The 24,824-nt window shown below is 62.3% G+C and carries 21 protein-coding genes and 1 pseudogene; 12 read left to right on the plus strand and 10 right to left on the minus strand.

Annotation, left to right across the window (positions count from 1 at the left end):
• Nucleotides 1-54 precede the first annotated feature (54 nt).
• The gene (locus tag HX801_RS18040) at nucleotides 55-495 is read left to right on the plus strand and encodes a TadE/TadG family type IV pilus assembly protein (protein ID WP_177022464.1); all 441 of its coding nucleotides are present in this window, start codon (nucleotides 55-57) and stop codon (nucleotides 493-495) included.
• Complete coding sequence (locus HX801_RS18045) at nucleotides 492-3,242, plus strand: PAS domain-containing sensor histidine kinase (protein WP_177022465.1); 2,751 nt, start codon at nucleotides 492-494, stop codon at nucleotides 3,240-3,242. The genes HX801_RS18040 and HX801_RS18045 overlap by 4 nt, the downstream gene beginning before the upstream one ends.
• Here the strand turns inward: HX801_RS18045 and HX801_RS18050 are convergent.
• The 5 genes from HX801_RS18050 to HX801_RS18070 form a co-directional block, all read right to left on the minus strand.
• The gene (locus tag HX801_RS18050; RefSeq protein ID WP_256344264.1) at nucleotides 3,239-5,248 is read right to left on the minus strand and encodes a pilus assembly protein TadG-related protein; all 2,010 of its coding nucleotides are present in this window, start codon (nucleotides 5,246-5,248) and stop codon (nucleotides 3,239-3,241) included. The genes HX801_RS18045 and HX801_RS18050 overlap by 4 nt on opposite strands.
• 129 nt (nucleotides 5,249-5,377) lie before the next feature.
• Nucleotides 5,378-5,935 (minus strand): DUF4136 domain-containing protein, encoded by a 558-nt coding sequence (locus HX801_RS18055; protein ID WP_003212927.1) that lies wholly within the window; start codon nucleotides 5,933-5,935, stop codon nucleotides 5,378-5,380.
• A gap of 45 nt (nucleotides 5,936-5,980) precedes the next feature.
• Nucleotides 5,981-6,586, minus strand: coding sequence for a DUF4136 domain-containing protein (locus HX801_RS18060; protein ID WP_008439011.1), 606 nt, complete (start codon nucleotides 6,584-6,586; stop codon nucleotides 5,981-5,983).
• A gap of 24 nt (nucleotides 6,587-6,610) precedes the next feature.
• A complete protein-coding gene (locus tag HX801_RS18065) occupies nucleotides 6,611-7,360 on the minus strand; it encodes a methyltransferase domain-containing protein (protein WP_076017967.1) in 750 nt (249 codons plus the stop codon).
• Entirely contained in the window at nucleotides 7,357-7,662 is a 306-nt protein-coding gene (locus HX801_RS18070; RefSeq protein ID WP_017478435.1) for a MazG-like family protein, read from the minus strand. Before HX801_RS18070 ends, HX801_RS18065 begins: the two co-directional genes overlap by 4 nt.
• 162 nt (nucleotides 7,663-7,824) lie before the next feature.
• On the opposite strand from HX801_RS18070, the gene HX801_RS18075 reads away from it, so the two are divergent.
• From HX801_RS18075 to HX801_RS18085, 3 genes are all read left to right on the plus strand, one after another.
• Nucleotides 7,825-8,115 carry a hypothetical protein gene (locus HX801_RS18075; protein WP_003212934.1) on the plus strand — a complete coding sequence of 97 codons (291 nt, stop codon included), beginning with the start codon at nucleotides 7,825-7,827 and terminating at the stop codon, nucleotides 8,113-8,115.
• Between the two features lie 294 nt (nucleotides 8,116-8,409).
• The gene (locus HX801_RS18080; RefSeq protein WP_023659366.1) at nucleotides 8,410-8,712 is read left to right on the plus strand and encodes a DUF6124 family protein; all 303 of its coding nucleotides are present in this window, start codon (nucleotides 8,410-8,412) and stop codon (nucleotides 8,710-8,712) included.
• A 164-nt stretch (nucleotides 8,713-8,876) separates the two neighbouring features.
• The gene (locus HX801_RS18085; protein ID WP_177022466.1) at nucleotides 8,877-10,223 is read left to right on the plus strand and encodes an MATE family efflux transporter; all 1,347 of its coding nucleotides are present in this window, start codon (nucleotides 8,877-8,879) and stop codon (nucleotides 10,221-10,223) included.
• On the opposite strand, the gene HX801_RS18090 is transcribed toward HX801_RS18085, so the two are convergent.
• The 5 genes from HX801_RS18090 to HX801_RS18110 all read right to left on the minus strand — a co-directional run bounded on the left by HX801_RS18090 (nucleotide 10,207) and on the right by HX801_RS18110 (nucleotide 15,653).
• A complete protein-coding gene (locus HX801_RS18090) occupies nucleotides 10,207-11,070 on the minus strand; it encodes an alpha/beta hydrolase (protein ID WP_177022467.1) in 864 nt (287 codons plus the stop codon). The two genes, HX801_RS18085 and HX801_RS18090, sit on opposite strands and share 17 nt — an antisense overlap.
• Before the next feature lie 181 nt (nucleotides 11,071-11,251).
• On the minus strand, nucleotides 11,252-13,165 hold the full coding sequence (gene speA, locus HX801_RS18095) for an arginine decarboxylase (RefSeq protein WP_003217295.1): 1,914 nt from the start codon (nucleotides 13,163-13,165) through the stop codon (nucleotides 11,252-11,254).
• Between the two features lie 212 nt (nucleotides 13,166-13,377).
• Nucleotides 13,378-13,749, minus strand: a complete 372-nt coding sequence (locus HX801_RS18100) for a translation initiation factor Sui1 (protein ID WP_177022468.1) — start codon at nucleotides 13,747-13,749, stop codon at nucleotides 13,378-13,380.
• A 297-nt stretch (nucleotides 13,750-14,046) separates the two neighbouring features.
• A complete protein-coding gene (locus HX801_RS18105; RefSeq protein WP_008439015.1) occupies nucleotides 14,047-14,583 on the minus strand; it encodes an NUDIX hydrolase in 537 nt (178 codons plus the stop codon).
• 2 nt (nucleotides 14,584-14,585) lie between these two features.
• Nucleotides 14,586-15,653 carry a DUF2333 family protein gene (locus HX801_RS18110; protein WP_003217301.1) on the minus strand — a complete coding sequence of 356 codons (1,068 nt, stop codon included), beginning with the start codon at nucleotides 15,651-15,653 and terminating at the stop codon, nucleotides 14,586-14,588.
• Nucleotides 15,654-15,927: 274 nt separating this feature from the next.
• On the opposite strand from HX801_RS18110, the gene HX801_RS18115 reads away from it, so the two are divergent.
• From HX801_RS18115 to HX801_RS18145, 7 genes and pseudogenes are all read left to right on the plus strand, one after another.
• Nucleotides 15,928-17,598, plus strand: coding sequence for a PleD family two-component system response regulator (locus tag HX801_RS18115; protein ID WP_008439016.1), 1,671 nt, complete (start codon nucleotides 15,928-15,930; stop codon nucleotides 17,596-17,598).
• 1,519 nt (nucleotides 17,599-19,117) lie between these two features.
• Nucleotides 19,118-19,612, plus strand: a pseudogene (locus HX801_RS32295) (methyl-accepting chemotaxis protein); the annotation flags it as partial.
• A 264-nt stretch (nucleotides 19,613-19,876) separates the two neighbouring features.
• Nucleotides 19,877-20,332: a type II 3-dehydroquinate dehydratase gene (gene aroQ / locus HX801_RS18125; protein ID WP_003217307.1), complete on the plus strand. Its 456-nt coding sequence runs from the start codon at nucleotides 19,877-19,879 to the stop codon at nucleotides 20,330-20,332.
• Nucleotides 20,333-20,357: 25 nt separating this feature from the next.
• Nucleotides 20,358-20,819: an acetyl-CoA carboxylase biotin carboxyl carrier protein gene (accB, locus tag HX801_RS18130; RefSeq protein WP_003217309.1), complete on the plus strand. Its 462-nt coding sequence runs from the start codon at nucleotides 20,358-20,360 to the stop codon at nucleotides 20,817-20,819.
• A gap of 17 nt (nucleotides 20,820-20,836) precedes the next feature.
• The gene (gene accC, locus HX801_RS18135; RefSeq protein WP_003217312.1) at nucleotides 20,837-22,198 is read left to right on the plus strand and encodes an acetyl-CoA carboxylase biotin carboxylase subunit; all 1,362 of its coding nucleotides are present in this window, start codon (nucleotides 20,837-20,839) and stop codon (nucleotides 22,196-22,198) included.
• 288 nt (nucleotides 22,199-22,486) lie between these two features.
• Nucleotides 22,487-23,365 carry a 50S ribosomal protein L11 methyltransferase gene (prmA, locus tag HX801_RS18140; RefSeq protein WP_003217316.1) on the plus strand — a complete coding sequence of 293 codons (879 nt, stop codon included), beginning with the start codon at nucleotides 22,487-22,489 and terminating at the stop codon, nucleotides 23,363-23,365.
• A gap of 30 nt (nucleotides 23,366-23,395) precedes the next feature.
• On the plus strand, nucleotides 23,396-24,658 hold the full coding sequence (locus HX801_RS18145) for a DUF3426 domain-containing protein (protein ID WP_177022470.1): 1,263 nt from the start codon (nucleotides 23,396-23,398) through the stop codon (nucleotides 24,656-24,658).
• Nucleotides 24,659-24,824: the final 166 nt, after the last annotated feature.

Genomic DNA, 24,824 nt, shown 5'->3' on the forward strand with positions numbered 1-24,824 from the left:
TTGCTGAATGATTCTATGCTGATATCAGGTAGTAGTAGTCAGGGTAGACGAGTCATGAAAAAAGGCCTCGCTAAAAAGCAAAAAGGTGCCGCCGCGCTGGAGTTCGCGATGGTCTTCATGATTTTTTTTGCCATTTTTTATGGCCTGGTCAGCTACAGCTTGCCGTTATTGCTGATGCAGTCCTTTACCCAGGCCGCCGCCGAAGGCGTAAGACGTAGCGTCGCGCTGGACCCCACCACGCCTGGCTACGTCACGGCACTGCCGCTGCAGGCCGTCAGTGCGGCGCAGGCACAACTGGCGTGGATCCCCTCCCAGTTCAAATTCCTTCCCGGGTACGTGACGGCCGTCTACAACTCGTCAGGCGTGTTGACGGTGTACATCAACTACCCGACGTCCAGCCTCCAAAGTGTGCTGCCGTTCCTGGTACTGCCAGGCATCGGTACCGTCCCCGCCCTGCCTCCCATGCTGTCCGCCCAGTCGAGCATGCAGTTTTGACCTCAGGCGATAAACTCTTCGGCCGCCTGCTCGGACGCGGCAACCAGCTGCCTGCTGACGCACCGGCAGCGATCCCGGCAACCGCCGCGTTGTTGTTCTACCTGGACGCCCAGGGCCGCGTAATGGATGTCCATGGCCCGCTTCGCCATCGACTCGAACACCCCGCTGCGCAACAGCAACAGGCACCCTCGCTGCTCGACTACCTCACTGCGGCGAGCCGCCTGGTGATCGAGGGCACGCCCAGCGACTGGCAGGGGCAAAGCCTGGACCTGGAGCTCAAGGGGCTCGCCGGGCAAACCCTGCATACCCGTGGCTGGGTCCAACCCGAAGGCAAGGGCTGGCTCCTGCAATTGCTGGACATTGGCGACCTGATTGCCCATCGCCAACTCACCCAGGTGCGCGAACACAATCAACGGGTGAGCGACCAGATCAGCGAGCAACTGCGGGTCTGCAGCCTGGTGCGCCTGCCCGAAGTACTGCAAGACACTCTGCAGGCTATTTCCCAGCACTGGCACATCCCCTGCGTCGCCATCGCCTTGCTGGATGAGCAGGGCCAGGCGTGGTGCATCGAGGGCTGTTACACCGCCCACGATGCGCCGGTACTCTGGAGCAACGGCCAAGCCCTGGGCTCCAGCCTCGACAGCCTGGGCGGCACGGCGCCAGTGAGCCTGGAGGTAAACCGTGGCCACAGCGAACACCCACGCCTGCAAGGCCTGTTCGGCAATACCGATGGCTTTCTGGTGCCCTACCGCGACGACCTGGGCGTGGGCGCATGGCTGCTGTGCGGGGTGTATCACCGCCAGGAACACACCAGCGACCGTGACTGGTTGCAACTGACCGCCGCCCTCGCGGCACCGCTGCTCGGCCGCCTGCGCGAACTGCGCCATCAACAGCAGCTGGAACGCCTCGACGCGCTGCAAGGATTGCTCGGCACCGGCTGGTGGGAGCTGTCCCCACACACTGAAGACCTCGAACTCGCCCCACCGCTGCTGCACACCCTGAGCCAAGGCGAGGCCATCACACCGCTGTCGCTACCCATGTGGCTCAAGCTGATTCACCCTGCCGACCGGGAAGAACTCGCCAGCCGCCTGCAAGACCTGAAGACCCTGGGCAAACCGCTGTCCACCAGCGTGCGCCTGCAACGTGCCGACGCGGCGCTTAACCCCATCTGGTATCGCGTGCAGGGGCAAGCGTTGGGCTCGGGTGAGCATCGCCGCCTGGTGGGCTTCATGCTCGACATCAGCGACATAAAAAACCAGGAGCAACAGGCCGCCGCCGCCCACGCACGCCTGGATAACCTGATCGCCAGTTCCCCGGCTGTGATCTATGTGCAGCGCTACGTCGAGGGCACGCTGCAACCGGTGTTCTTCAGCGACAGTTTGCTGCCGCTGCTTGGCCGCACCCTGGCCGACTTCACCCCGGCGACGCTGAACCAGTGGATCCACCCCGAAGACCGCGACCTCTACTTCGACCGTACCCGCCAACTGCTGCGCGAAGGCAGCGTGCGCAGTCGCTACCGGGTGCTCGACACACAGGGCAATTACCACTGGCTGCTGGATGAAGCCCGGCTGCTGCGCGACGACCTCGGGTTGCCCGTGGAAGCCGTGGGCCTGTGGCTGGATGTGACCGAGACGACCCTGGCGGCGCAACGGGTCAAGGAAAGCGAGGAGCGCTATCGAATCCTCGTGGAAGACTCCCCGGCCATGATCTGCCGCTACCTTCCGGACCTGACCCTGACCTTCGGCAACACGCCCCTGGCCAACTACATGGAATGCCTGCCTGGACAGCTGCCGGGCATGAACCTCAGCCAATGGCTGTCGGACGAACAACACGAGGCGTTTGTACTGCGCATCCGCCAGCTCACCCCGGAATTCCCCGTGAGCACCGCCGAAATCAGCCTGCAACTGCCGGGGCGCACACATGCCTGGTGGGTGTGGTCGGACCGGGGCGTGTTCGACGAACAGGGCCAATTGCAGGAAGTGCAGGCCGTGGGCCGCGACAACACCGAAGTGCGCCGCTCCCAGCAGCAACTGACCCAAAGCGCCAAAATGGCCACCCTCGGCGAAATGGCCACCGGCCTGGCCCATGAGATCAACCAGCCGTTGAATGTGATGCGCATGGCCATCGTCAACGTGCTCAAGCGCTTGAGCAACGGTGATGCACAAATCGACTACCTGACGGAAAAACTCCAGCGTATCGACTCCCAGGTCCAGCGCGCAGCCCGCGTGGTAGACCACATGCGGGTGTTCGGCCGCCGTTCGGAAGTCGAACAGCAGCCCTTCAACCCGGCGCAGGCGGTGGAAGGCACCTTGTCGCTGCTCACGGAAGGCCTGCGTGGCAAAGGCATAGAACTGCGGGTGACGCAGACGGACATTGCGGTGCAGGTCAAAGGCTACGTCGACCAGCTGGAGCAGGTGCTGATCAACCTGATGGTCAACGCCCGCGATGCCCTGCTGAGCAAACGCGAGCACGACCGCGACCTGCAACCGTGGATCTCGGTGCAGATCGAGCAGGACAGCCGCCACGTACGCATCTGGGTCGAGGACAACGGCGGCGGGATTGACCCGCGGCTGCTGGAGCGGATTTTCGAGCCGTTCTTCACCACCAAGCCGATTGGCGTGGGCACCGGCCTGGGGTTATCAGTGAGCTACGGCATTGTCGAGAACATGGGCGGCCGGTTGAGCGTCGCCAACAGTGAACATGGGGCGAAGTTTTGTGTGGAGTTGCCGGTGGTGAGCGAGGTTTAGATCACCAGGTACGCATTACCCGAGTGGCAACTGAGGTTGGCGCCCACACCGACCTGATTCAGGTCGACTCCCAGCCCCAGCAACAGGGTATTCACCAACGAATTGATCAAGGGTATCAGCGTGGCATTCAGCACGTTGAGCAGCAGCGTGGTCACACCACTCAACACGGATCCTAGCCCACCGATCAGGTTGCCCAGCACGTTCGCGTTGCCGGGGGTAGGCCCGTACATATTCAGGTTAAGCCCGGCCGTCACGCCGTTCACCGGATCGGTCAGGCCGCTGACGATATTGGTCGTGCTGTAGCTGGAGTAATACGGCGGCTGGGAAATCTCCGGCAAATTCGGCGATTGGTAGGTGTAGGGAATGTTGTAAGCACCGCCTACCTGAATATTGGCCGACAATCCCAAACCACCGCCTACGCCCGTGACCACCGGATTGCAGAACACAATTAACGTGCAGGTCTTCGTACCGATATCGACGATCTTCAGCGGCGTCACCACCACCGTAGGGGGTGTAGGGCCAGTGCCGAAAACGCTGCTGCTGGCAATCTGGCCCATCCGCAGATTGACCAGTGATGTGTTGGTGGCCGTGGTCAGGGTTTTACTGGTCGGGCTGGCGCAGCTGTAACCGGTGACCCAACTGGCGGCACTCGCCGCATCCAGCTCGATATCGATACCCACCGGCGGCGGCAGCACTTGCAACACCGGCGACGTACACGAGACCGCGCAGGTCAACGAATTGATCACCCCGACCAGGTTCAGGCTGAGCAGCGCATCCAGGGTGCCCAGCAACGGGCTCGCCAACCCGTTCACCGCGTTCGTCAGCGTGGAGACGGTGTTGAGTATCGGCAGGTTAACCGACAGCTTCGTGCGTAACTGAGCCGTTTGGACGTAAATCCGGTTTGGGCCGGTCATAGGATTCTGCCCGGGCGCCGTGGCAAGCGCCGGGTTACCGATGGCCGACAGTTGTGGCGGCTGCAACACCTGGACGCTGGCGGTGATTTGCGCCACCCCCGGCAAGTTGATGGGAAAACTGGCCACCAGGCCGTTTTGCTTGTTGGCCAATTGCACGAACCCCTGAATCAGGTCGAACACCCGCATGTTGACCGCCAGGGCGGCGACGCTGGCACCACTCTCCACCGACAGGACATTGCCCAGCACCACCGTGGTCGCCCCCGCTGCGACTTTAAGGGCCTGCAGGCTGGCAATGGTCGCGGTGGCCGACAATGTATGCGTGGGGTCCAGCACATTGATTGCCGACTGAATCAGTTGGCCAACCGCGATGGTGTTGCCCAGTACCTGTGTATAACCACCGGCCGTCAGCCCCAGGTCGAGCTTCAGTTGGTTCAGGTAACTCAGCAAAGAAATGTTGGTGTTGATCAGGCCGTTCCAGCCCGCCACCGAGATGTTCACAGCGCCACCCAACAATCCGCCGGTCAGCGCGTTAAGCAGGGGCGCGTTATTCGTATCCACCACCAACGCCGTGCTGCGAATGGTCAATGACGCCAGCGGTGGTCCCAATGCGGCGACTGCCACTGCACTCACCGTCGTCTGTGCGGCCACCGCGGTACCGTTGACCATATTCCATATGCCGCCGGCAACGCTGGTCGCCACGGTCTCGGAGGCCACCACCTGGATCGCATCGTTTTGGCTGGCGTTGGCGCTGAAGACCCGCTGATTGCTGGCATTGGTCACCAACGTGCCGCAGGTGACCACCAATGCCCGAGTGTTGGCGACTATCGTGAAGCCATTGCGCGTGGCGTTCTGCGTGGCGTAATCGTTGGCCGTGGTGCTCGATGCGCATTGCCCACCCCGATTGGCAGCTTCCAGGGCTGCCGTATCGGCCACGGACTGCAACTTGCGCTTTTCCACGTACAGGCGGCTGCTGTCGATGACCAGCAACAGGAATAGCAAGGCCATCCCCAAGGTCAGGGCCGCCATCAGGCCAATCGCACCGCGTTGCCTTGCAGGCCCGCCCTGGCGACCGGAACGAAGTCGAAGAGACATCGAGCACTCCTTTGCCGGCACACTGCCGAGCGCTTACTCTCCTGTGTTGCTTGGGAGTGTAGTCAAGAGCGGCGGGGGCTGCAGGCCAGTCGCCATAGATCGACGACTGGCGGAGGGCTGATCAGGCGATCAATGCGGCGGGTAGTTGGAAAGCACCTTGGTCACCGTGGCACGAATAGCGGCACTGCGGTCTTGGGGTTCAGGCGAGCTGGCGAGGATCTGCTCATCGCTGCCACGCCACACCAGCTTGCCATCCTTGCCGTCGAGCAAGTCAATCTGGATGGTCGCGACCTTGTAGGTGATGTTGCGGGTTTCGTTATACATCGGCGCGCCCCAGTAACCATTCCACGGGCCGCCCCAGGCGCCGCCGTAATTGGTGGTGACTTGTTGCTGGCGGTCTTCGACGATCAGGTAGGTCTGTACATTCAGGTCAGCCTTGGTGCCCGGCGCGGCAGGACGCAGGCCACGCTGGTCGAGCTGCTCGCCCACGGCCTGGCGGATGCGCTGTTCGGTGAGGTCACTCTTGATCCGCGGGTCATCCGGGCGGTATTGCAGCGCGGGTTCTTTCCAGCTCCAGCTGCGGTAGGCGCCAAAGTCCCGGCTGGCGTCGAAATCATGGTTGACCTGGCTGGTCTGGCAACCGCCCAGCAACACAACAACAGCAAGTGCAGCAATACGACGAAGCATGGTTTTTCTCCAAAAGACAATCCGGGCCTGAGATGAGAATAGCTGCTAACTGGGTGGGTAGGCAGTCATTGCCTTTTGCATCGCCTCACGCAGCGAATCGGCGCGCTCGCTGAGGCTGCCCTGGCTCGTGGTTTCGGCGCTGGTGCTCCATACCGGCTGGCGGGTGCGCGCGTCGAACAGGCTGATGCGCGCCACGGCCACCGTCACTTCATAAGTGCGTACCACCGGCACCGTGTTGTACATGCCGTAGCCGTTGCCGTAGCGGTTATAGCCGCCGTAACCGTAGCCATAGTCGTCCTGGACCTGGCGCAGGCGTTTTTCCAGGCGCACGTCGGCGCTTACCAGCAGGTCGGGGGCGCGGTTGTCATGCAAGGGGCGCAGGCCGCGCTGGTCGAGGGCGCCGCTGACCGCCTCGGCAATCTGCGCCGAATCCGCCCAGGCCGAGCCCGCCGGCAGCTGGTTGTTGAGCCAGGCCCAACTGCGGTAGGCGCCGTAGTCACGCACCGGCGCCGGGTAGGCGCTGGCATCAAAGGTGTTGGCCGCCTGGGCAGGCGCCGGCGGCATCGGGGCAGACGCCGCCACATACGGGTTGGGGCTTTGGCAACCCGCCAGGCCCAGGCCCAGCAGGATCAGTCCAAGACAGCGCTTCATTTCGACCTCCGCAGACTGGGCCGCTTAAACCGGACGGCAGATCCAGTGCAAATAACGCCCAAGTCCGGCAAAGCTTGGGTGACGACGGTGTGCGAGCTCCATCTCCAACAAATCCTGCAACTCGGCGCGGGCCTGGAATTCCACCGGCATATAGTCGTGGAACACCCGCACGCCACTTTGGGTTTCGACCTGCCACAGGCCCTCTAGTTGCGTCGCCAACTCCCGTGGGTCCAGGGGTTGTTGCGGCGTAAGGCTCTGCTTTTCGCCGGCCATGTCGTTCTTGCGCATTTTGCGGAAGTGGCCTTTGAGCAGGTTGCGGTAAATCAAGGCGTCGCGGTTATAGAAAGCCAGCGACAGCCAGCCACCGGGCGCGGTCAACTGGTGCAGCACCGGCAGGATCGCATGGGGTTCGGCCAGCCACTCCAGCACGGCGTGGCACAGCACCAGGTCATAGGGTTCGGTGAGCTGGCCCAGCAGGTCTTGCCAGGGGGCTTGAATGAACGTGGCTGTCTGCCCGGCTTCGGCGAAACGCTGGCGGGCGCCTTCGAGCATCGGCTCGGCGGGTTCGGCCAGGGTTACATCATGGCCACGCTCGGCCAGCCACAGCGACATATGCCCCAGCCCTGCGCCGATATCCAGTACCCGCAGCGGGCGATCCGGCAACGCTTCAATCAGATCGGCTTGCAGCACCGCCAGGCGAATCGCGCCCTTGGCGCCGCCGTAGATCTTCTCGGCAAAGCGGGTGGCCAACTGGTCGAAATGACGGTCGCTCATTTGGCAAACCGCCGTTCGCTGTCGGCCAGCTTGGCCTGTACCACTTGATCCATGTCCAACCCCAATTCACTGCACAACAGCAGCAGGTACAGCACGATGTCACCGACTTCCTGGCCGGCATGGGCGAGTTTGTCGGCGGGCAACTGGCGCGACTGGTCTTCGCTCAACCACTGGAATATCTCCACCAGCTCGGCCATTTCAACGCTGGCGGCCATGGCCAGGTTCTTGGGGCTGTGGAACTGCTTCCAGTCGTTGGTATCGCGGATGCGGTGCAGGCGTTCGGTGAGGTGATCGAGGTTCATGGGGGGCTCCTGAAGGTGTATAGCTTCGGGCGCAAGCCGCGCGAAGGCAAGTGAATCCCTGCGGCCCGTAAACCTCTATGCTAGAAGGGAACTAGCTTGGGCCAATAACGAACAAAGGCTCAGGTTCGGCAGCTACGCCCACCGTCTTATCAGGACACACACATGCAAACAGACTTTTTCGGATGGCTGGGTCTCAAGATCGGCCAGATCATCCACTTTATCGTCGAGTTGTTCAGCGGGCTGTTCAATACCCTGTCCCACGCGGGCGGCGACTTTGTCGACGGGCTGTCCAGATCCTTGGGGATGGACACCTCGATCATCAGCATCCTCATGCTGATTATCGGCTTGATGCTGTTGTACTCGGCGGTGCGCGCGTTTATGCGGGCTTCGATCATCATGGGGATTATCTGGTTGATGCTCGGGCTGTGGGTGCTCAGTTGGGTGGTGCATTAATAAAGGGCCAGCAGGGTAAATCCCTTTAATTTGAGGGACGTTTCCGAGACAATCTTTCGGCCTTGTGCCTGTTGGGATGGGTGGCTAGTCTTCGGCCCTTCACTGCATATCAGTGATCGGGTTTAGTCGCCCGGAATTAGTGAGCGCAAGTTGTCGCCATGCTTCATGGCGGCTGTGCGCAGGGCACCTTCGGGTGCGCCGGGTTCCACTAGCCGGTCGACTAACCTGCGTACAGCCGCCACCCTCGTTTAGTCGCGCGGGTGTCAGCTCCTTACCTTCTAGTGGAGTTACACCATGCATAAGCTCGTCCCCGATCCACCCAGCGACCTCCTCAACGACCGCGCCGCCTTCAATCGCGCCCTCGAACATTACCTGCCATCCCAAGGCTTCCACACCATCAACGAAGACCTGAGCTTCGAAGATTCCCTGCTCTACACCGCCAGCCTGCTCAGCAGCGCCTCGGCGACTGCGCTTGATTGCGGCGAGCTGCTGGAAAGCCCGCAGCGCGCGAAGATCCTGGCGGTTTGGCACTTGCTGGAAATTGCCAAGACCACCGTCGACCGCTCCATCGAATGCCTGCACCCGCGCAAAACCTGACACTACGCGTTCAAAAATGTGGGAGCGGGCTTGCTCGCGAAAGCGGTGGATCAGCCAATACATCCGGCGACTGACACACCGCTTTCGCGAGCAAGCCCGCTCCCACATTGGCCCTGCGGCGCAGCTAATGGACAGTTACACTACCGCTCCCCAAAGGAGCCCGCATGACTTCCCTGCTAACCGACTGGCGCGACCGCCCCACCCACCGCCGCGTGTGGGCCCTCGCCGCGCCGATGATTTTGTCGAACATCTCCGTGCCGCTGGTAGCGCTGGTGGACAGCATGGTCATCGGCCACCTGCCCCACGCCCACCAACTCGGCGCCGTGGCCGTTGGCGCCAGCCTGTACACCTTCCTCGCCTGGGCCATGGGTTTCCTGCGCATGGGCTCCACCGGCTTTGCCGCCCAGGCCGCCGGGCGTGGTGATGGCGCGGCGCTGCGGCAGATTCTGTTGCAGGGGCTGTTGCTGGCGCTGGGCCTGGCCATAGTGCTCGGCAGCATCGGCATTCCGTTAAGCGGCCTGGTGCTGGACTGGATGCAGCCCTCGCCCGAACTTAACCAACTGACCCGCGAATTCTTCCACACCCGGCTCTTCGGCCTGCCCGCAGCGCTGGCCAGCTATGCGCTGGTGGGCTGGTTCCTCGGCACCCAGAACGCCCGCGCGCCGCTGGCGATTCTGCTGACCACCAACCTCGTCAACATCGCGCTCAACCTGTGGTTCGTGCTGGGTCTGGATTGGGGTGTGGTCGGCTCGGCCCGCGCCTCGGTGATCGCCGAATGGACCGGCGCCCTGCTCGGCCTGGCCCTCACCCAAAAAGCCCTGCGCGCCTACCCCGGCCATATCGCCTGGGCCGCGCTCAAGCTGTGGCAAAGCTGGCGCCCGCTGCTGGCGGTGAACCGCGATATCTTCATCCGCAGCCTGGCCCTGCAATCAGTGTTTTTCATGATCACCGTGCAAGGCGCTCGCTTGGGGGATGCCACGGTGGCGGCGAATGCGCTGCTGCTCAATGGTCTGTTGCTGACGGCCCACGCCCTGGACGGACTGGCCCACGCCGTGGAAGCCTTGTGCGGCCACGCCATCGGCGCCCACGACCGCCAGGCCTTGCGCCGCTCGCTGGTGGTGGCCTGTGGTTGGTCGTTGCTGGCGAGTATCGGATTCGCGATCCTGTTCGCCGTGTTCGGCCACCTGTTTATCGCCATGCAAACCGATATTCCGAGCGTGCGCGAAACCGCCGACATCTACCTGCCCTACCTCGCCGTACTGCCGTTGATCGCCGTGTGGAGCTACCTGCTGGACGGCCTGTTCATCGGCGCCACCCGCGCCCGGGAAATGCGCAACGGCATGCTGCTGACGGTGGTGATTGTGCTGCCCTTCGCCTGGGCCTTGCAGGGCCTGGGCAACCACGGCTTGTGGATAACCTTCCTGTTGTTCATGGCCCTGCGCAGCCTGACGCTGTGGGCAATTGCCTGGCGCCTGAACAAGCAGGACCGCTGGCTCACTGACCCGGCGTGAACGTGATAAACGCCGTGACCCGGTCCAGCACGGGCGCCAGCCAGCGCAGCGGCCGGGACATCGACGCCACCAATGTGGCGTGGCTGGTCTTGGTGAAGTAGAACTCCTCCACCGGCACACCCGCCGCTCGCAGCTTTTTCGCCAACCCGCCGGTGTTGCGCTTGGGGTTGACCAGGTTGTCGTCCACCGAAGCAATCAACAGGCTGGGGGGCGCGCTTTGGCTCACGTGGTTGATGGGTTGGGAATCGGGCGGCGAGTCCGGGTAGAAGAACACCGGCCGCACATCGCGGTTTTCAATCGGCAGAAAGTCATACGGCGCGGCGAGGCCGATCCATCCCTTGAAGACTGACGGCGACAGGCCAACCCCGGCCAGCCACTGCGGGTCCAGCGCCAGCATTGCGGCGTTGTAGGCACCGGAACTGTGGCCCATCACATACAGCTTGCGGGGATCGCCGCCGTATTCGGCACTGTGCTGATACGCCCACGCGACTGCTTGGGCGCCGTCCTGCAAAAACAGTGGGTAGCGCACTTGCGGGTAAAGCCGGTAGTCGGCGATCACCACCACGATGCCGCGCGAAGCCAACGCTTCGCCGACAAACCCGTAGTCATCCTTGGAACCGCTGTTCCAGCTGCCGCCATAGAAAAACACCACGACGGGCGCGTCGGGCAAGGCGGTGACGGGGCGGTAGATATCGAGTTTCTGGCGGGGGTCATCGCCGTAGGCGAGGGAGGAGGTTTTGGTGAAGGTGCTGGTGGGGGTGAGTGCGTTGAGCACTTTGATCGGGGAGCAGGCTGCGAGCAGCGTCGCGATGGCCAGGGTGAACACTTGCAGGAGTTTTTTCGACATTATTCAGGCCCTATGAAAACTGCAGGACTTGCGGCGATCCAAATGTGGGAGCGGGCTTGCTCGCGAAGGCGGTGTATCAGTCTGCACATGTATTGACTGACACACCGCCTTCGCGAGCAAGCCCGCTCCCACACTGGATCTCTGTCACATTGAGATCTTTGTCAGCCTGGAAGCGGTGTCCTTACGAAGACAGGTACGACGAACGCGTCAAACCAAGACGCAACGCATCCAGGAACTGAGTCCGCTCCGCCGCCGTGATCTTCGCGCTGGCGCACTTGTCACGGTAGTGAGTCATCAACTCCTCTGGCGACAAGTGCACGTAGCGCAGCATGTCTTCGATGGTGTCGTGGGTCTCGATCCCGGCGCTGTACACCGAACCGTCGTCACGCTGGTAGATGTTCACCGAGTCGGTGTCACCGAACAGGTTGTGCATGTCGCCGAGAATTTCCTGGTAGGCACCCACCAGGAAGATCCCCAGCAGGTAGTCCTCGCCTTCTTTCACAGCGTGCACCGGCAAGCTGGTCTCGATGCTTTGCTCATCCACGTACTGCTTGATCTTGCCGTCGGAGTCGCAGGTCAAATCCTGCAGCACCGCACGGCGCAGCGGTTCTTCGTCGAGGCGATGCAGCGGCAATATCGGCAGCACCTGGCCGATGGCCCAGGTGTCCGGCAGGCTCTGGAAGACCGAGAAGTTGCAGATGTACTTGTCGGCCAGCTTGTCGTTGAGTTCGTCCAGCACCTGGCGGTGGGAACGCTGGCGGGCTTTCAGCGAGTCGTGCAGGCGGCGGCAGACGGCGAAGTAGCATTGTTCAGCCAGGGCCTTCTCGGCCAGGGTGATCTTGCCGTCGGCGTACTGGGTTGCCACGTCGCTCATGTAGTGAGTGGCGCGCCAGTAGGTTTCGGTGACCATTTCAATGTCGGTCGGGCCCAGCAGGTCCACCAGCCATTGCACGGTTTCCGGCAGGCTTTCCTTGTTTTCGATCAACGGCACGTCGTCGTTGTGTTTCTCGACGTCGGTGACTTGCACCACCAGCATGGCGTGGTGGGCGGTCAGGGAACGGCCGCTCTCGGAGAAGATGTTCGGGTGCGGCAGGCTCTGCGCGTCGCAGAATTCCTTGAGCATGCCCACGACCACGCCGGCGTAGTCGTCCATGTCGTAGTTGATCGAGCTGGCGTTACGCGAGTGGGTACCGTCGTAGTCCACGCCCAGGCCGCCGCCCACGTCGATGTGGTCTACCGGCAGGCCGAGGTTGCGCAGTTCGCCGTAGTAACGAATGGCTTCCTTGAACCCGTGCTGGTAGTCGGCCAGGTTGGCGATCTGCGAACCCATGTGGAAGTGCAGCAGGCGGATGCCCTGGTCCAGGCCCGCCGCGCGGAAGCGCTCGACCACCGACAACAATTGCGCCGCCGACAGACCGAATTTGGATTTCTCGCCGCCGGTGTCCGCCCACTTGCTCGACGCCAGGGAAGACAGGCGCACCCGCAGGCCCACCTGAGGCTTGACCTTGAGGTTGGCGGCTTCTTCGATCACCAGGCCGACTTCGGATTCTTTCTCGATCACGATGAACACGTTGTGGCCCAGCTTCTGGCCCATCAGCGCGAGGCGGATGAACTCACGGTCCTTGTAACCGTTGCAGACGATGGTGCCGCCTTTCGGCGCCAGGGCCAGCACGGCCAGCAGCTCGGGCTTGGAGCCGGCTTCCAGGCCAATGGACACGTCCTGGGTGGCGATGATGTTCTCGATCACCGCTTCCTGCTGGTTCACCTTGATCGGGTACAGCGCGGTGTATTTGCTCTGGTATTCCAGGCGCTCGATATTGGAGTCGAACGCGCCGGTCAGCTGGCGCACGCGGTCTTGCAGGATGTCGGGGAAGCGCACCAGCAACGGCAGGGACAGGCCGCTTTTGCGCAGCTCGTCGACTTGCTCGTACAGGTCCACAGGCGTGCTGTTCGGGCCGTTCGGACGGACTTCAACGCGACCGGCATCATTGATCGCGAAATACCCGGCCCCCCAATGGCGAATCCCGTAAACACTGCGGCTGTCCGCAACTGTCCATTGGCTGCCATCGTCTTTGCGTGTGCGTCGTACGGACATCGAAGTCCCCTATAAATGAAGTCGAAGTGCACCGGCCTGATCAGAGGCTGGCGCAGTCTAAAGAATGAAAATGACGATTTGCCTGTGAGAGGGGTAGACCCCACTTGCAGGACAGAGTTTAGACACCGGTCAGGAACAGGCTCTGTGAAAACCATGGAGACGACAGTTCGCGTTCAGCCAGCGGGCTATCGGGGTGGTTTTCACAGAGGCTGCTAGCCGCCGGATTTCTTCGCCTTGTAACCCAGCTTGATCAGCTCGGCCAACAGCAACTCGACGTGGTCGCCCTGGATCTCGATCACGCCGTCTTTCAGGGCGCCACCGGTGCCACAGCGCTTTTTCAGCGTGGTGACCAGTTCCTTCAAAGCTTCTTCGGCCAGGGGCACGCCAGTGATGGTGGTCACTGTCTTGCCGCCACGGCCCTTGCTCTCGCGACGAACGCGGGCAATACCATCGCCTTCGGGAATCAGGGTTGTTTTGCAGGTACAAGCGTCCACGGGCTGGCGACAGTCCGGGCAGTGTCGACCTGCGTCGGTGGAAAATACCAGGCCACCAAGGGCGGCGAAGGATGCGGCTTTTTTGGCCACCGGCAATCCTCTTGGGAGGACAAAGACTGATCGATGGGGTCATCGACCGCGAAGCCCCACTCAGGCAGGGGCAGCGCTACTGAGCCGCCGATGTTCAAACCACTGTAGGAGCGAGCTTGCTCGCGAAGGTCGTCAACGATAACGCGGGCCTTCAGACAGCACGCGTCGTGCTTACGTTTTTCGCGAGCAAGCTCGCTCCTACAGGGTGGAACAACAGCGGTTCAGCCTGAAAAGTCGCGCAGTGTAACGGCAAAAACGCCCCTTGCTAAGAGCCAAATGGCGCCAATTTATGCAACTTTAGCGACGCAGGGCCAAATAACGACGCAACCCTTCCTGGGCATCCGGGCAATAGGGCTTTTGCTCGGCCTCCTGAAGCACCGTGGCCAGGGGCAGAAAGCGCGCCTCCATGACTTCTTCCGGCTGGATTCGCAGCGGCCCGTCCCACACGGCCGAGAACGAGGTGCACCAGAGCCGGCTGTCGCCGTCTTCGAAGTAGAAGTGATCGTGGGCGGTCAGTTCGACGCCGCTGACGCCCAACTCTTCTTCCAGCTCACGGGCCGCCGATTCGGCATAGGACTCGTGGGCCGCCACCATTCCGCCCGCCGCCGTGTCCCAGAAACCCGGGTACATGGCTTTGCTCAGGGTGCGCCGGTGCACACACAGCTCACCGGCCGAGTTGAACAGGAAGATAAAGGTGCAGCGCCCGATCAGCCCGCGCCGGCGCAGATCGGAACGTACGAGGCTGCCGAGCAGGTTGTCCTGCTCGTCGACCCAGGCAATCAGTTCGGCGTCGGAGGCGGCGCGGTGCGCTGCCTCCCTGGTGGAAGCGTCCATCATCAACCCTGGTTCAGGAGCTGACGCAGGTCGATCACTGCAGCGTTGGCCCGGGAAATATAGTTGGCCATGACCAGCGAATGGTTGGCCAGGATGCCAAAGCCACTGCCGTTGAGAATCATCGGGCTCCATACCGGCTCTTGCGAAGCTTCCAGCTCACGAATGATCTGGCGCACGCTGACGGTGGCGTTCTTCTTGGCCAGCACATCGGCGAAGTCGACTTCAATGGCGCGCAGCAGGTGCGACAGGGCCCAGGCCTGGCCGCGGGCTTCGTAGAACACGTTGTCGATCTGCATCCATGGGGTTTCCACCACTTCTTCGTCGACCTGCGGCACTTCACCCGGCGCCAGCGCTTCGGTTTTCAGCGCGGTGTTGAGCTTGACCCGCCCCACACTGGCCGACAGCCGTTGCGACAGCGAGCCCAGGCGGGTCGCCACATCACCCAGCCAGTTGTTGAGGTTGTCGGCACGTGCATAGAACAGCGCGCCTTTTTGATTCGGGTCGGACAAGCGCGCTTCGTAGCGGCTCAGGGAATTGATGCCTTCCTGGTATTCCGACTCGCTGGACGGCAGCACCCAGCTCTTGTTGTCGAAGTTGAAGCGCGGTTCGGCCTTGGCCAGGTCTGCGTCTTCCGCCGACTGCGACTGGGAGCGGGCGAAGTCCTTGCGCAGGGCACGGGTCAGGTCACGCACCTGCACCAGTACGCCGTACTCCCAGCTTGGCATGTTGTCCATCCACAGGCCCGGCGGGAAACGGTCGTTGGAAATGTAGCCACCCGGCTTGTTCAGCAGGGTGCCCACCACCGTCTTGAGGGTTTCGACGGTAGTAAAGCCCACCACCATCTGCTTGCCGTCCTTCTCGGCGGCAATTTGCGCATTCTGCTGGACCGGGAACAACGCAGGCTCTTCGCTCCAGTACCAACCCAGGGCACCGGTGACCAACAGGTACAACGCAACCAGCGAGAGCAACGCGCGGCTCATCAGCAGGTTACGGAAATAGCTGCGGGGGGCCGACTTGGTTTCAGGGGCCGGGCCCTTTGCACTGCCTGCGCGGTTTTTCCAGTCCAGCATGGCGATATCCTTTCAATCACTTGAGTTCAATAGCTACGACCACAACCCTGCCCCATCGTGCCGAGCAGTGCGGCGCTTTTAGCCAGGGTGGCGCGAGTACGCGGTTCGACTATAAAGGATGCACGCTGTTTACGCCCGCGCGACTGCATGGTCGATAAATGAATCTCTGCGACCTTGCAGTTAATTGACGTATGACACTCGTGCAACGGAAAAGAGGTGCTAGCATAGAGCCATCAGTTCGACCTCAGCATGCAGCCTAACTAGTAGTCAGGATATGACCGAGCCAGAAGACCCCAGCCGTGAGCGTCTCAAGCACCATTTTGCCCAGCGGGTAATTCATCAGGCACGTCAAATTCTTGAGATCTGGCAGCGCCTGCAACGCAGCGAATGGTCGACCACTGACTTGTCCGAGCTCAGTGAGGCCAACCTGCGCCTGCTGCGTTTTGCCGAGCGCTTCGAGCAGCCGGAACACGGCCAGCTGGCGCACCAGATCGGCGCTTCACTCAAGGCGGTGGACGACAACCGCGGCCGCCTGAGCAGCCACCTGATCACCGAACTCAACCGTTTGATGCAGCGCCTGTCGCGCACCGGGCTGCGCCAGGGCGACCAGCTGGAACAAACCCTGCTGCCGCCGATGCGCAAGCCGATCTACGTGATGCTGGCCGATCACGACCGCGCCGACCGCCTGGCCAAGCAGCTGGAATTTTTCGGCTTGAGCGCCCAGTCCCTCGACAGCGTGGCGGCGTTTCGCTCATCCATGGCCGAGCGCTTGCCGGCGGCCATTGTGATGGATGTGGATTTTTGCGGCGCCGGCCTCGGCCTGAAGCTCGCCGCCGAAGCTCAGGAAGGCCTGGAGCAAAAGCTGCCACTGCTGTTTTTCAGCCTGCACGAAACCGACACCCCCACCCGCCTGGCCGCCGTGCGCGCCGGCGGCCAGGAGTTCCTCACCGGCACCCTGGAGGCGTCGAGCCTGCTGGAAAAAATCGAAGTGCTGACCTGCGTCGCCCAGTACGAACCTTATAAAGTGCTGATCATCGACGACTCGCGGGCCCAGGCGATGCACACCGAGCGCCTGCTCAACAGCGCCGGCATCGTCACCCGCACATTGATCGAACCGATCCAGGCCATGGCCGAGCTGGCGGACTTCCAGCCCGACCTGATCATCCTCGACATGTATATGCCGGCCTGCACCGGTACCGAGCTGGCCAAGGTGATCCGTCACAATGACCGCTACGTCAGCGTGCCGATCATCTATCTCTCGGCCGAAGACGACCTGGACAAGCAACTGGACGCCATGAGCGAAGGCGGCGACGACTTCCTCACCAAGCCGATCAAGCCCCGGCACCTGATCACCACCGTACGCAACCGCGCCGCGCGGGCACGCAACCTCAAGGCGCGGATGGTACGCGACAGCCTCACCGGGCTGTACAACCACACCCACATCCTGCAACTGCTCGAAGACTGCAGCTTCCGCGCGCGCCGCGAGAGCAAGCCGCTGAGTTTTGCGATGCTCGACATCGACCACTTCAAGCGGGTCAACGACAGCCACGGCCACCCCATGGGCGACCGGGTGATCAAGAGCCTCGCGCTGTTTCTCAAGCAGCGCCTGCGCAAGACCGACTATATAGGCCGTTACGGCGGCGAAGAATTTGCCATCGTGATGCCCGACACCGACCTCGACAGGGCTTGCCAAGTACTTGACGAGATTCGCGGGCGCTTCGCCGAGATTCACTATCCCGCCCAGCCCCAGGATTTGTGGTGCACGTTCAGTGCCGGCGTGGTGGAGCTCTGCGACGGCTCCGACAGCCTGATGATGGCGGCCCAGGCCGACGAGGCGCTGTACCGCGCCAAGGATGCCGGGCGTAACCGGGTGATGTCGGCGCGCGCATCAAAGCAAAGTGCCACCTTTTCACCGGAATCCACCGAATCCGTCATAACTCTGTAATGGAAACGCAATAACTTCAGGCACTTACTTCTGCTGTCGGTTGAAACCACGCATGCGCCTGAAGCTGCTGACGAATCTGAACACCCTCCTTCTGGTCGCCGTTTGCCTGGCCCTGGGCGCTACGCTCTGGTGGTCGCAACGTGCCCTGGAACGGCCTTACCTGCTGATGGAGCGCTACCTTGGCCTGTCGCAGACGTTCCAGAACCAGGCCGCGCGTAATATCGACGATTACCTCGCCAGCGGCGACGCCCTGCGCCTGAGCGGCGCCAGCCAGAGCCTGGAAAACCTGTTGCAGCAGCTGGATGAGTTACCCGCAGAGCTGGCGCAAAACCTGCGTCCCAGCCTTGCCGACCTGGACACCTTCGGCAAGACCGACCTGCTGGCCGCCGGTAAGCTGGCCGGCGACCCGCAAGCCCTGTTGCTGCAAGCCGAACGCGAACTCGGTGCCAACCTGGAGCAACTGAACCAGTACGCCAGCGGCGTCAGTACGCCCGAGGCGGCGCGCTATCTGCCGCCGTTGCTCGCTGCGTCCCAGCACCTGGCGAAACTCTCCCTGGCCCGGGACAAGCTGGTGAGCAGCGGGCGCAGCGAACTGGCCGACGATGTGGAGCGCGAAGTCAGTAATATCCGCAGCCAGGCTGACGTGCTGGGGCAGCTGCCATTACTGGGGGTGACCACCAGCAGCGAGTCCAGTACCGACGATTTCTCGGCCATGATGGGCCTGGAAAACACTGAAAAAACCGTGGCCCAGGACACCGGCGTCGACCTCAAGCGCGAACTCAACAGCCTGCTGACCCGCTACCCCGCCGAGCTGAAACGCACCCGCGAGCAAATCCAGCAACGCACCGAACTGGCCACCGCCACCCACCTGAAAATCAACGCCGTGCAGCAAGCCATCGCCGGGCTGGAGCCTGTGGTGCGCGCCCAGCACGCGCAGATCCAGGGCGAAGTGCGGCTGATGCAAGGCGTGATGATCGGCCTGATTCTGCTGATCGCCCTCTTGATCGACACCTTGCAGCGGCGCCTGGCGCGGGTGCTGACCAACCTGGCGCCGGCCTTGTCCACCTGGGCCGAAGGTGACTTCAGCCAACACATTGCCCTGGGCAAGACCAACCGCGAACTGCACGATATCGAAGAGTCCCTGAACCGCCTGCGCGCCTACCTGGTGGACCTGGTGGGCACCATCAGAGGCAACGCCGAGCAAGTGGCCGGCAGCAGCAGCGCGCTGGCGGAGTTGAGCAGCGGCATGCACGACGGGGCCGAGCGCCAGGCCGGTGATACCGCGCAGATTCGCGATTCCCTGGGCGAACTGGAAGCGACTATCCAGCAGGTCGCCGGCGACGCCAGCCAGGCTGCCGAGGCCAGCCGCAGCGCAGGCCAGGCCGTCGAGCAGGGCCAACGGGTGATCGGCCTGAGCCTGACCGGGTTGCACGCATTGGTCGGCGAAGTGCAGATAAATGCGCAGATGATCGAGAAACTCGCCGAAGAGTCCGCGACCATCGGCGGCGTACTCACGGTGATTCGCTCGATTGCCGACCAGACCAACCTGCTGGCGCTGAACGCCGCCATCGAAGCCGCCCGGGCCGGTGAAGCCGGGCGCGGGTTCGCCGTGGTGGCCGATGAGGTGCGCACCCTGGCCCAGCGCACCGCTGGCGCCACCGCCGAAATCCAGCACCTGATCGTCGGCTTGCAAACCGCCGCCCGGCAATCGGTGGAAGGCATGCGTGCCCAGGTCGAACACGCCGAGGCCACTGCCGAACAAGCCCAGGCGGCTGACGGCGCGCTGGATGAAATCGTCGGGGCGATCCAGACCATTTCCGACACCGCCGTGCGGATCGCCGATGTGACGGCCCAGCAAAGTGGCGCCGTGAGTGAAATCCGCGATAACAGCGAGCGGATTCACCAGCTGGGCGAGGACAACTTGCTGCGAATTGGCCAGGGACGCCGCCAGGGCGAGCACTTATTGGTACTAGGCGGGCAACTCAACACCGCCGTGCAGGCATTCCGCGTCTGACCGGCTCTCCCGTCTTGTGAAGATCAAAATGTGGGAGCGGGCTTGCTCGCGAAGGCGGCGCACCCGTCAACGCATGTGGCGGCTGAACCACCGCCATCGCAGGCAAGCCAGCTCCCACACTGACCGGATTCAGCCTCGCGGTCACATATTTTGCGCAATCCTCGCTAATCGTGCTGCCTACTGCATAGAACTGGACAGTCACAAAGCCTTTGCGGCATAGTCGCCGGGTTCTACCGTGCCCACATCAATAACAAGGAACAGCCGATGGCGACCTTACTGGTTCTTCACGGACCCAACCTGAACCTGCTCGGCACCCGCGAACCGGGCGTCTACGGGGCAGTGACCCTCGAACAGATCAACCTCGATCTGGAACGACGGGCACGTGATGCCGGCCACCATCTGCTCTACCTGCAAAGCAATGCCGAGTACGAACTGATTGATCGTATCCATGCCGCGCGCAGCGAAGGCGTGGACTTTATCCTGATCAATCCCGCCGCTTTTACGCACACAAGCGTTGCATTACGTGACGCGCTGCTGGCGGTGAGCATCCCATTCATCGAAGTGCATTTATCGAACGTGCACAAACGCGAACCTTTCCGCCATCACTCTTACTTCTCCGACGTTGCGGTAGGAGTGATCTGCGGCCTTGGCGCCAGCGGTTACCGACTGGCCCTGGAGGCCGCCCTGGAACAGCTTGAAGACACGGCCAAGCGCCCCTGACCGACCCTTTGGGAGTTGATGATTCATGGATATCCGTAAAGTTAAGAAACTGATCGAACTGCTGGAAGAATCCGGTATCGACGAGCTGGAGATCAAGGAAGGCGAGGAATCCGTACGGATCAGCCGTCACAGCAAGACCCCGGCCCAACAGTTCTACGCACCACAGATGCAAGCGCCGGCTCCGGCCGCTGCACCCGTGGCGGCTGCTCCGGTCGCGGCGGCTGCCGAAGCCCCGGCGGCTCCAAAACTGAACGGTTTCGTGGTCAAGTCGCCAATGGTCGGTACCTTCTACCGCACCCCGGCACCGACCTCGCCAGCCTTCGTTGAAGTCGGCGCAACCGTGAAAGTGGGCGACACCATCTGCATCGTTGAAGCGATGAAGATGATGAACCACATCACGGCGGAAAAAGCCGGCGTCATCGAATCCATCCTGGTAGAAAACGGTCAGCCGGTTGAGTACGACCAGCCGCTGTTCACCATCGTTTGAACCGCGGAGCGCCTTCGATGTTGAAACCTGCGAAGAAACTGCAAAAAGTCCTGATCGCCAACCGCGGCGAGATCGCGCTGCGTATCCTGCGCGCCTGTAAGGAAGAGGGCATCAAGACCGTCGCTGTTTACTCGACGGCCGATACCGAATTGATGCACGTGAAACTGGCGGACGAAAGCATCTGCATCGGCCCGCCACTGGCCACGAACTCGTACCTGAAAGTCTCGAACATCATCGCCGCCGCTGAAGTGACCGGCGCTGATGGCATCCACCCCGGCTACGGCTTCCTCGCGGAAAACGCCGATTTCGCCGAACAGGTGGAGAAATCCGGGTTTGCCTTCATCGGCCCGAAAGCCGAAACCATTCGCCTGATGGGCGACAAGGTATCGGCCAAGGACGCCATGATCGCGGCCGGCGTACCTACCGTTCCAGGTTCCGACGGCCCGCTGCCTGAAGACGAGGCAACCGCCCTGCGCATTGGTCGCGAAGTCGGTTACCCGGTGATCATCAAGGCCGCCGGTGGCGGTGGTGGTCGCGGCATGCGCGTGGTGCACAAGGAAGAAGAACTGATCGAAGCCGCCAAGCAGACTCGCTCGGAAGCTGCCGCCTGGTTCGGCAACCCGATGGTCTACCTGGAAAAGTACCTGACCAACCCACGTCACGTGGAAGTGCAGGTACTGTCCGACGGCCAGGGCCACGCCATCCATCTGGGCGACCGCGATTGCTCGCTGCAACGCCGTCACCAGAAGGTACTGGAAGAGGCGCCGGCACCGGGCCTGGACGAAACAGCTCGCCAGGAAGTACTGGCTCGCTGCGTCAAGGCGTGCATCGACATCAACTACCGTGGCGCGGGCACTTTCGAGTTCCTGTACGAGAACGGCCGTTTCTACTTCATCGAGATGAACACTCGTGTGCAGGTAGAGCATCCGGTTTCGGAGATGGTCACCGGTATCGACATCGTCAAGGAGATGCTGAGCATCGCCGCTGGCAACAAGCTGTCGTTTACCCAGGATGATGTGAAGATCCACGGCCACTCCCTGGAGTGCCGGATCAACGCCGAAGACCCGAAAACCTTTATCCCAAGCCCTGGCCTGGTCAAGCATTTCCACGCGCCCGGCGGCAACGGCGTACGTGTGGATTCGCACCTGTACAGCGGCTACAAGGTTCCGTCCAACTACGACTCGCTGATCGGCAAGCTGATCACCTGGGGCGCCACCCGCGACGAGGCCATGGCCCGTATGCGTAATGCCCTAGACGAAATCGTGGTAGACGGCATCAAGACCAACATCCCGCTGCATCGGGACCTGGTTCGCGATGAAGGCTTCTGCGAAGGTGGTGTGAACATTCACTACCTGGAACACAAGCTGGCTAATCAGTAAGCGAAGTGCTCCACCCAACAAAGCCGCCTTCGGGCGGTTTTGTTGTTTCTGCCCACCCGATTTTTCTGGATGGATACATTCCCCTTGTGGGAGCGGGCTTGCTCGCGAATGCGGTGTGCCAGTCAACACATCCATTACTGACACACCGCATTCGCGAGCAAGCCCGCTCCCACATTTTGTTCTGTGTACACCAGCAGTACAGTCGTCTTCTGCTGTTCGCTCGCGTAAACTTGCGCGTCTTTCGCAGCCCTACCCCGCTGCACACTCATTTTTTCAAAGGTGCCCGCCATGCCTTGGCTGCAAGTCCGTCTCGCCATCAGCCCAGAACAAGCCGAAACCTACGAAGACGCGTTCCTCGAAGTGGGCGCCGTGTCGGTGACCTTCATGGACGCCGAAGACCAGCCGATCTTCGAACCCGAGCTCAACACCACCCCGCTGTGGTCCCACACCCATCTGCTGGCCCTGTTCGAAGACGGCACCGATGCCGCCAGCGTCCTGGCCCACATGGAACTGCTCACCGGCGGCCCGCTGCCGGAGCATCACAGCGAAATCATCGAAGACCAGGACTGGGAACGCAGCTGGATGGACAACTTCCAGCCAATGCGTTTTGGCCAGCGCCTGTGGATCGTGCCGAGCTGGCATGCCGCCCCCGAGCCTGACGCCGTGAACCTGCTGCTGGACCCGGGCCTGGCGTTCGGCACCGGCACCCACCCCACCACCGCACTGTGCCTGGAATGGCTCGATGGCCAGGACCTGAAAGACTGCAACGTGCTGGACTTCGGCTGTGGCTCGGGGATCCTGGCGATCGCTGCCCTGCTGCTGGGCGCCAAGGAAGCGGTCGGTACCGATATCGACGTGCAAGCCCTGGAAGCCTCCCGCGATAACGCCGGGCGCAATAACATCGCTGAAGAGAAATTCCCGCTGTACCTGCCGGAGCAATTGCCCCAGGTGCAAGCCGACGTGCTGGTGGCCAATATCCTTGCCGGGCCGCTGGTTTCCCTGGCGCCGCAGCTGTCGAGCCTGGTCAAGCCGGGCGGCCGCCTGGCGCTGTCGGGCATCCTCGCCGAACAGGGCGAAGACGTTGCCGCCGCCTACGCCCAGGATTTTGAGCTGGATCCGATCGCCAACCGCGATGGCTGGGTACGCATCAGTGGTCGTCGGCGCTAGAATGAGCGCCTGCATGAATCGGATGGCCGCATGACCGACAGTTTCGTCACCCAGTGCCCACACTGCCAAGCACGCTTTCGCGTCAACCACGCTCAATTGAGCGTGGCCCGTGGCGTGGTGCGCTGTGGGTCGTGCCTGCAAGTGTTCAATGCCGCTCGCCAACTGCTGGAGCAGCGCGCCAATGCGCCCGCGCCCCAGGCACCACCTGCGGCAGAGCCGCCGGCAGCCGTAGAACCGCCCCCCCAAGCGCCGCGAGCCATCAGCCAGAAGCAATGGACCGCCGAAGAGCTGGACCTGGATAACTTGGACCTCGACGTAGAACTGGCCAAGCTGGAACGTCGCGAGATCCAGCACACCCAACCCGTGGGTGCCGACCGTCGCCAGCCCGGCGCCGATCGTCGGCAAAAGGAAGATGCCCTCAGCGCCAGCCGTGATACGGCCAAGGCCGAGGAAGAGCAATGGGCCTCCAGCCTGTTCAGCGAACCCCGGGATGAACGGGCCCAAGCCCCGCAAACGGCCGACGAGGAACCGCAACCGGCCAAGGCAAGCCCAGGCAAACCCAAGCGCACCGAACCGTCGATGTCGTTTGAAGCGGTCGAGCCGGACGACGAACCACCGCTGCACACAAGCCCCACCGATGACGAACTCGACCCACCGGTAACCGCCGTAGCAGACGAGCCGGAACCCGAACAACCGGAACGCCCGCAGCCCAAACGCAAGCGCCCTCGCCCCGAGGCTGGCGCCCACGACGACCTGCTTTCGGACCTGGAAGACGACCCGCTGCACCTGTATTCACAGAAGCGTTCCTCCGGCTGGGGCCGCCGCCTGTTCTGGGGCTTGCTGGTGCTGCTGGCCGCCGCCGGCCTGGCGGGACAATACGTCGCCTACCAATTCGACGACCTGGCACGCCAGGACGCCTACCGCCCATGGTTCCAGGAACTGTGCCCGAAACTGGGCTGCACCGTGCCATCCCGGGTCGATATCGCCCACATCAAGAGCAGCAACCTGGTGGTGCGCAGCCACCCGGAGTTTGCCGGTGCCCTGGTGGTGGACGCGATCATCTATAACCGCGCGACATTCTCCCAACCGTTCCCGCTGCTGGAGCTACGCTTTGCCGACATGAACGGGAATATGATCGCCAGTCGTCGCTTCAAACCCGCCGAATACCTCAGCGGCGAGTTGGCAGGCGTGACCGAGATGCCCTCCCAGACGCCGATCCACATTGCCCTGGACATCCTCGACCCGGGCAACAAAGCGGTGAATTACAGCCTGAGCTTCCACTCCCCCGAGTGAAACGGCTGCCTGGCCGGTGCTTGACGGCAGATTATTGACTGCATCGCCTTTGACCAAACCTGCGGCGATAAGAAAATAACTGCTCAGATTTTATCCAATTCAGCCTTTATCCAGTCATCGAGAGCGGGTATCATGCCAACCCTTTTTCGAACTCTAATGATCCGGC

Source organism: Pseudomonas sp. G1002, assembly GCF_013385455.1.
GTDB lineage: Bacteria > Pseudomonadota > Gammaproteobacteria > Pseudomonadales > Pseudomonadaceae > Aquipseudomonas.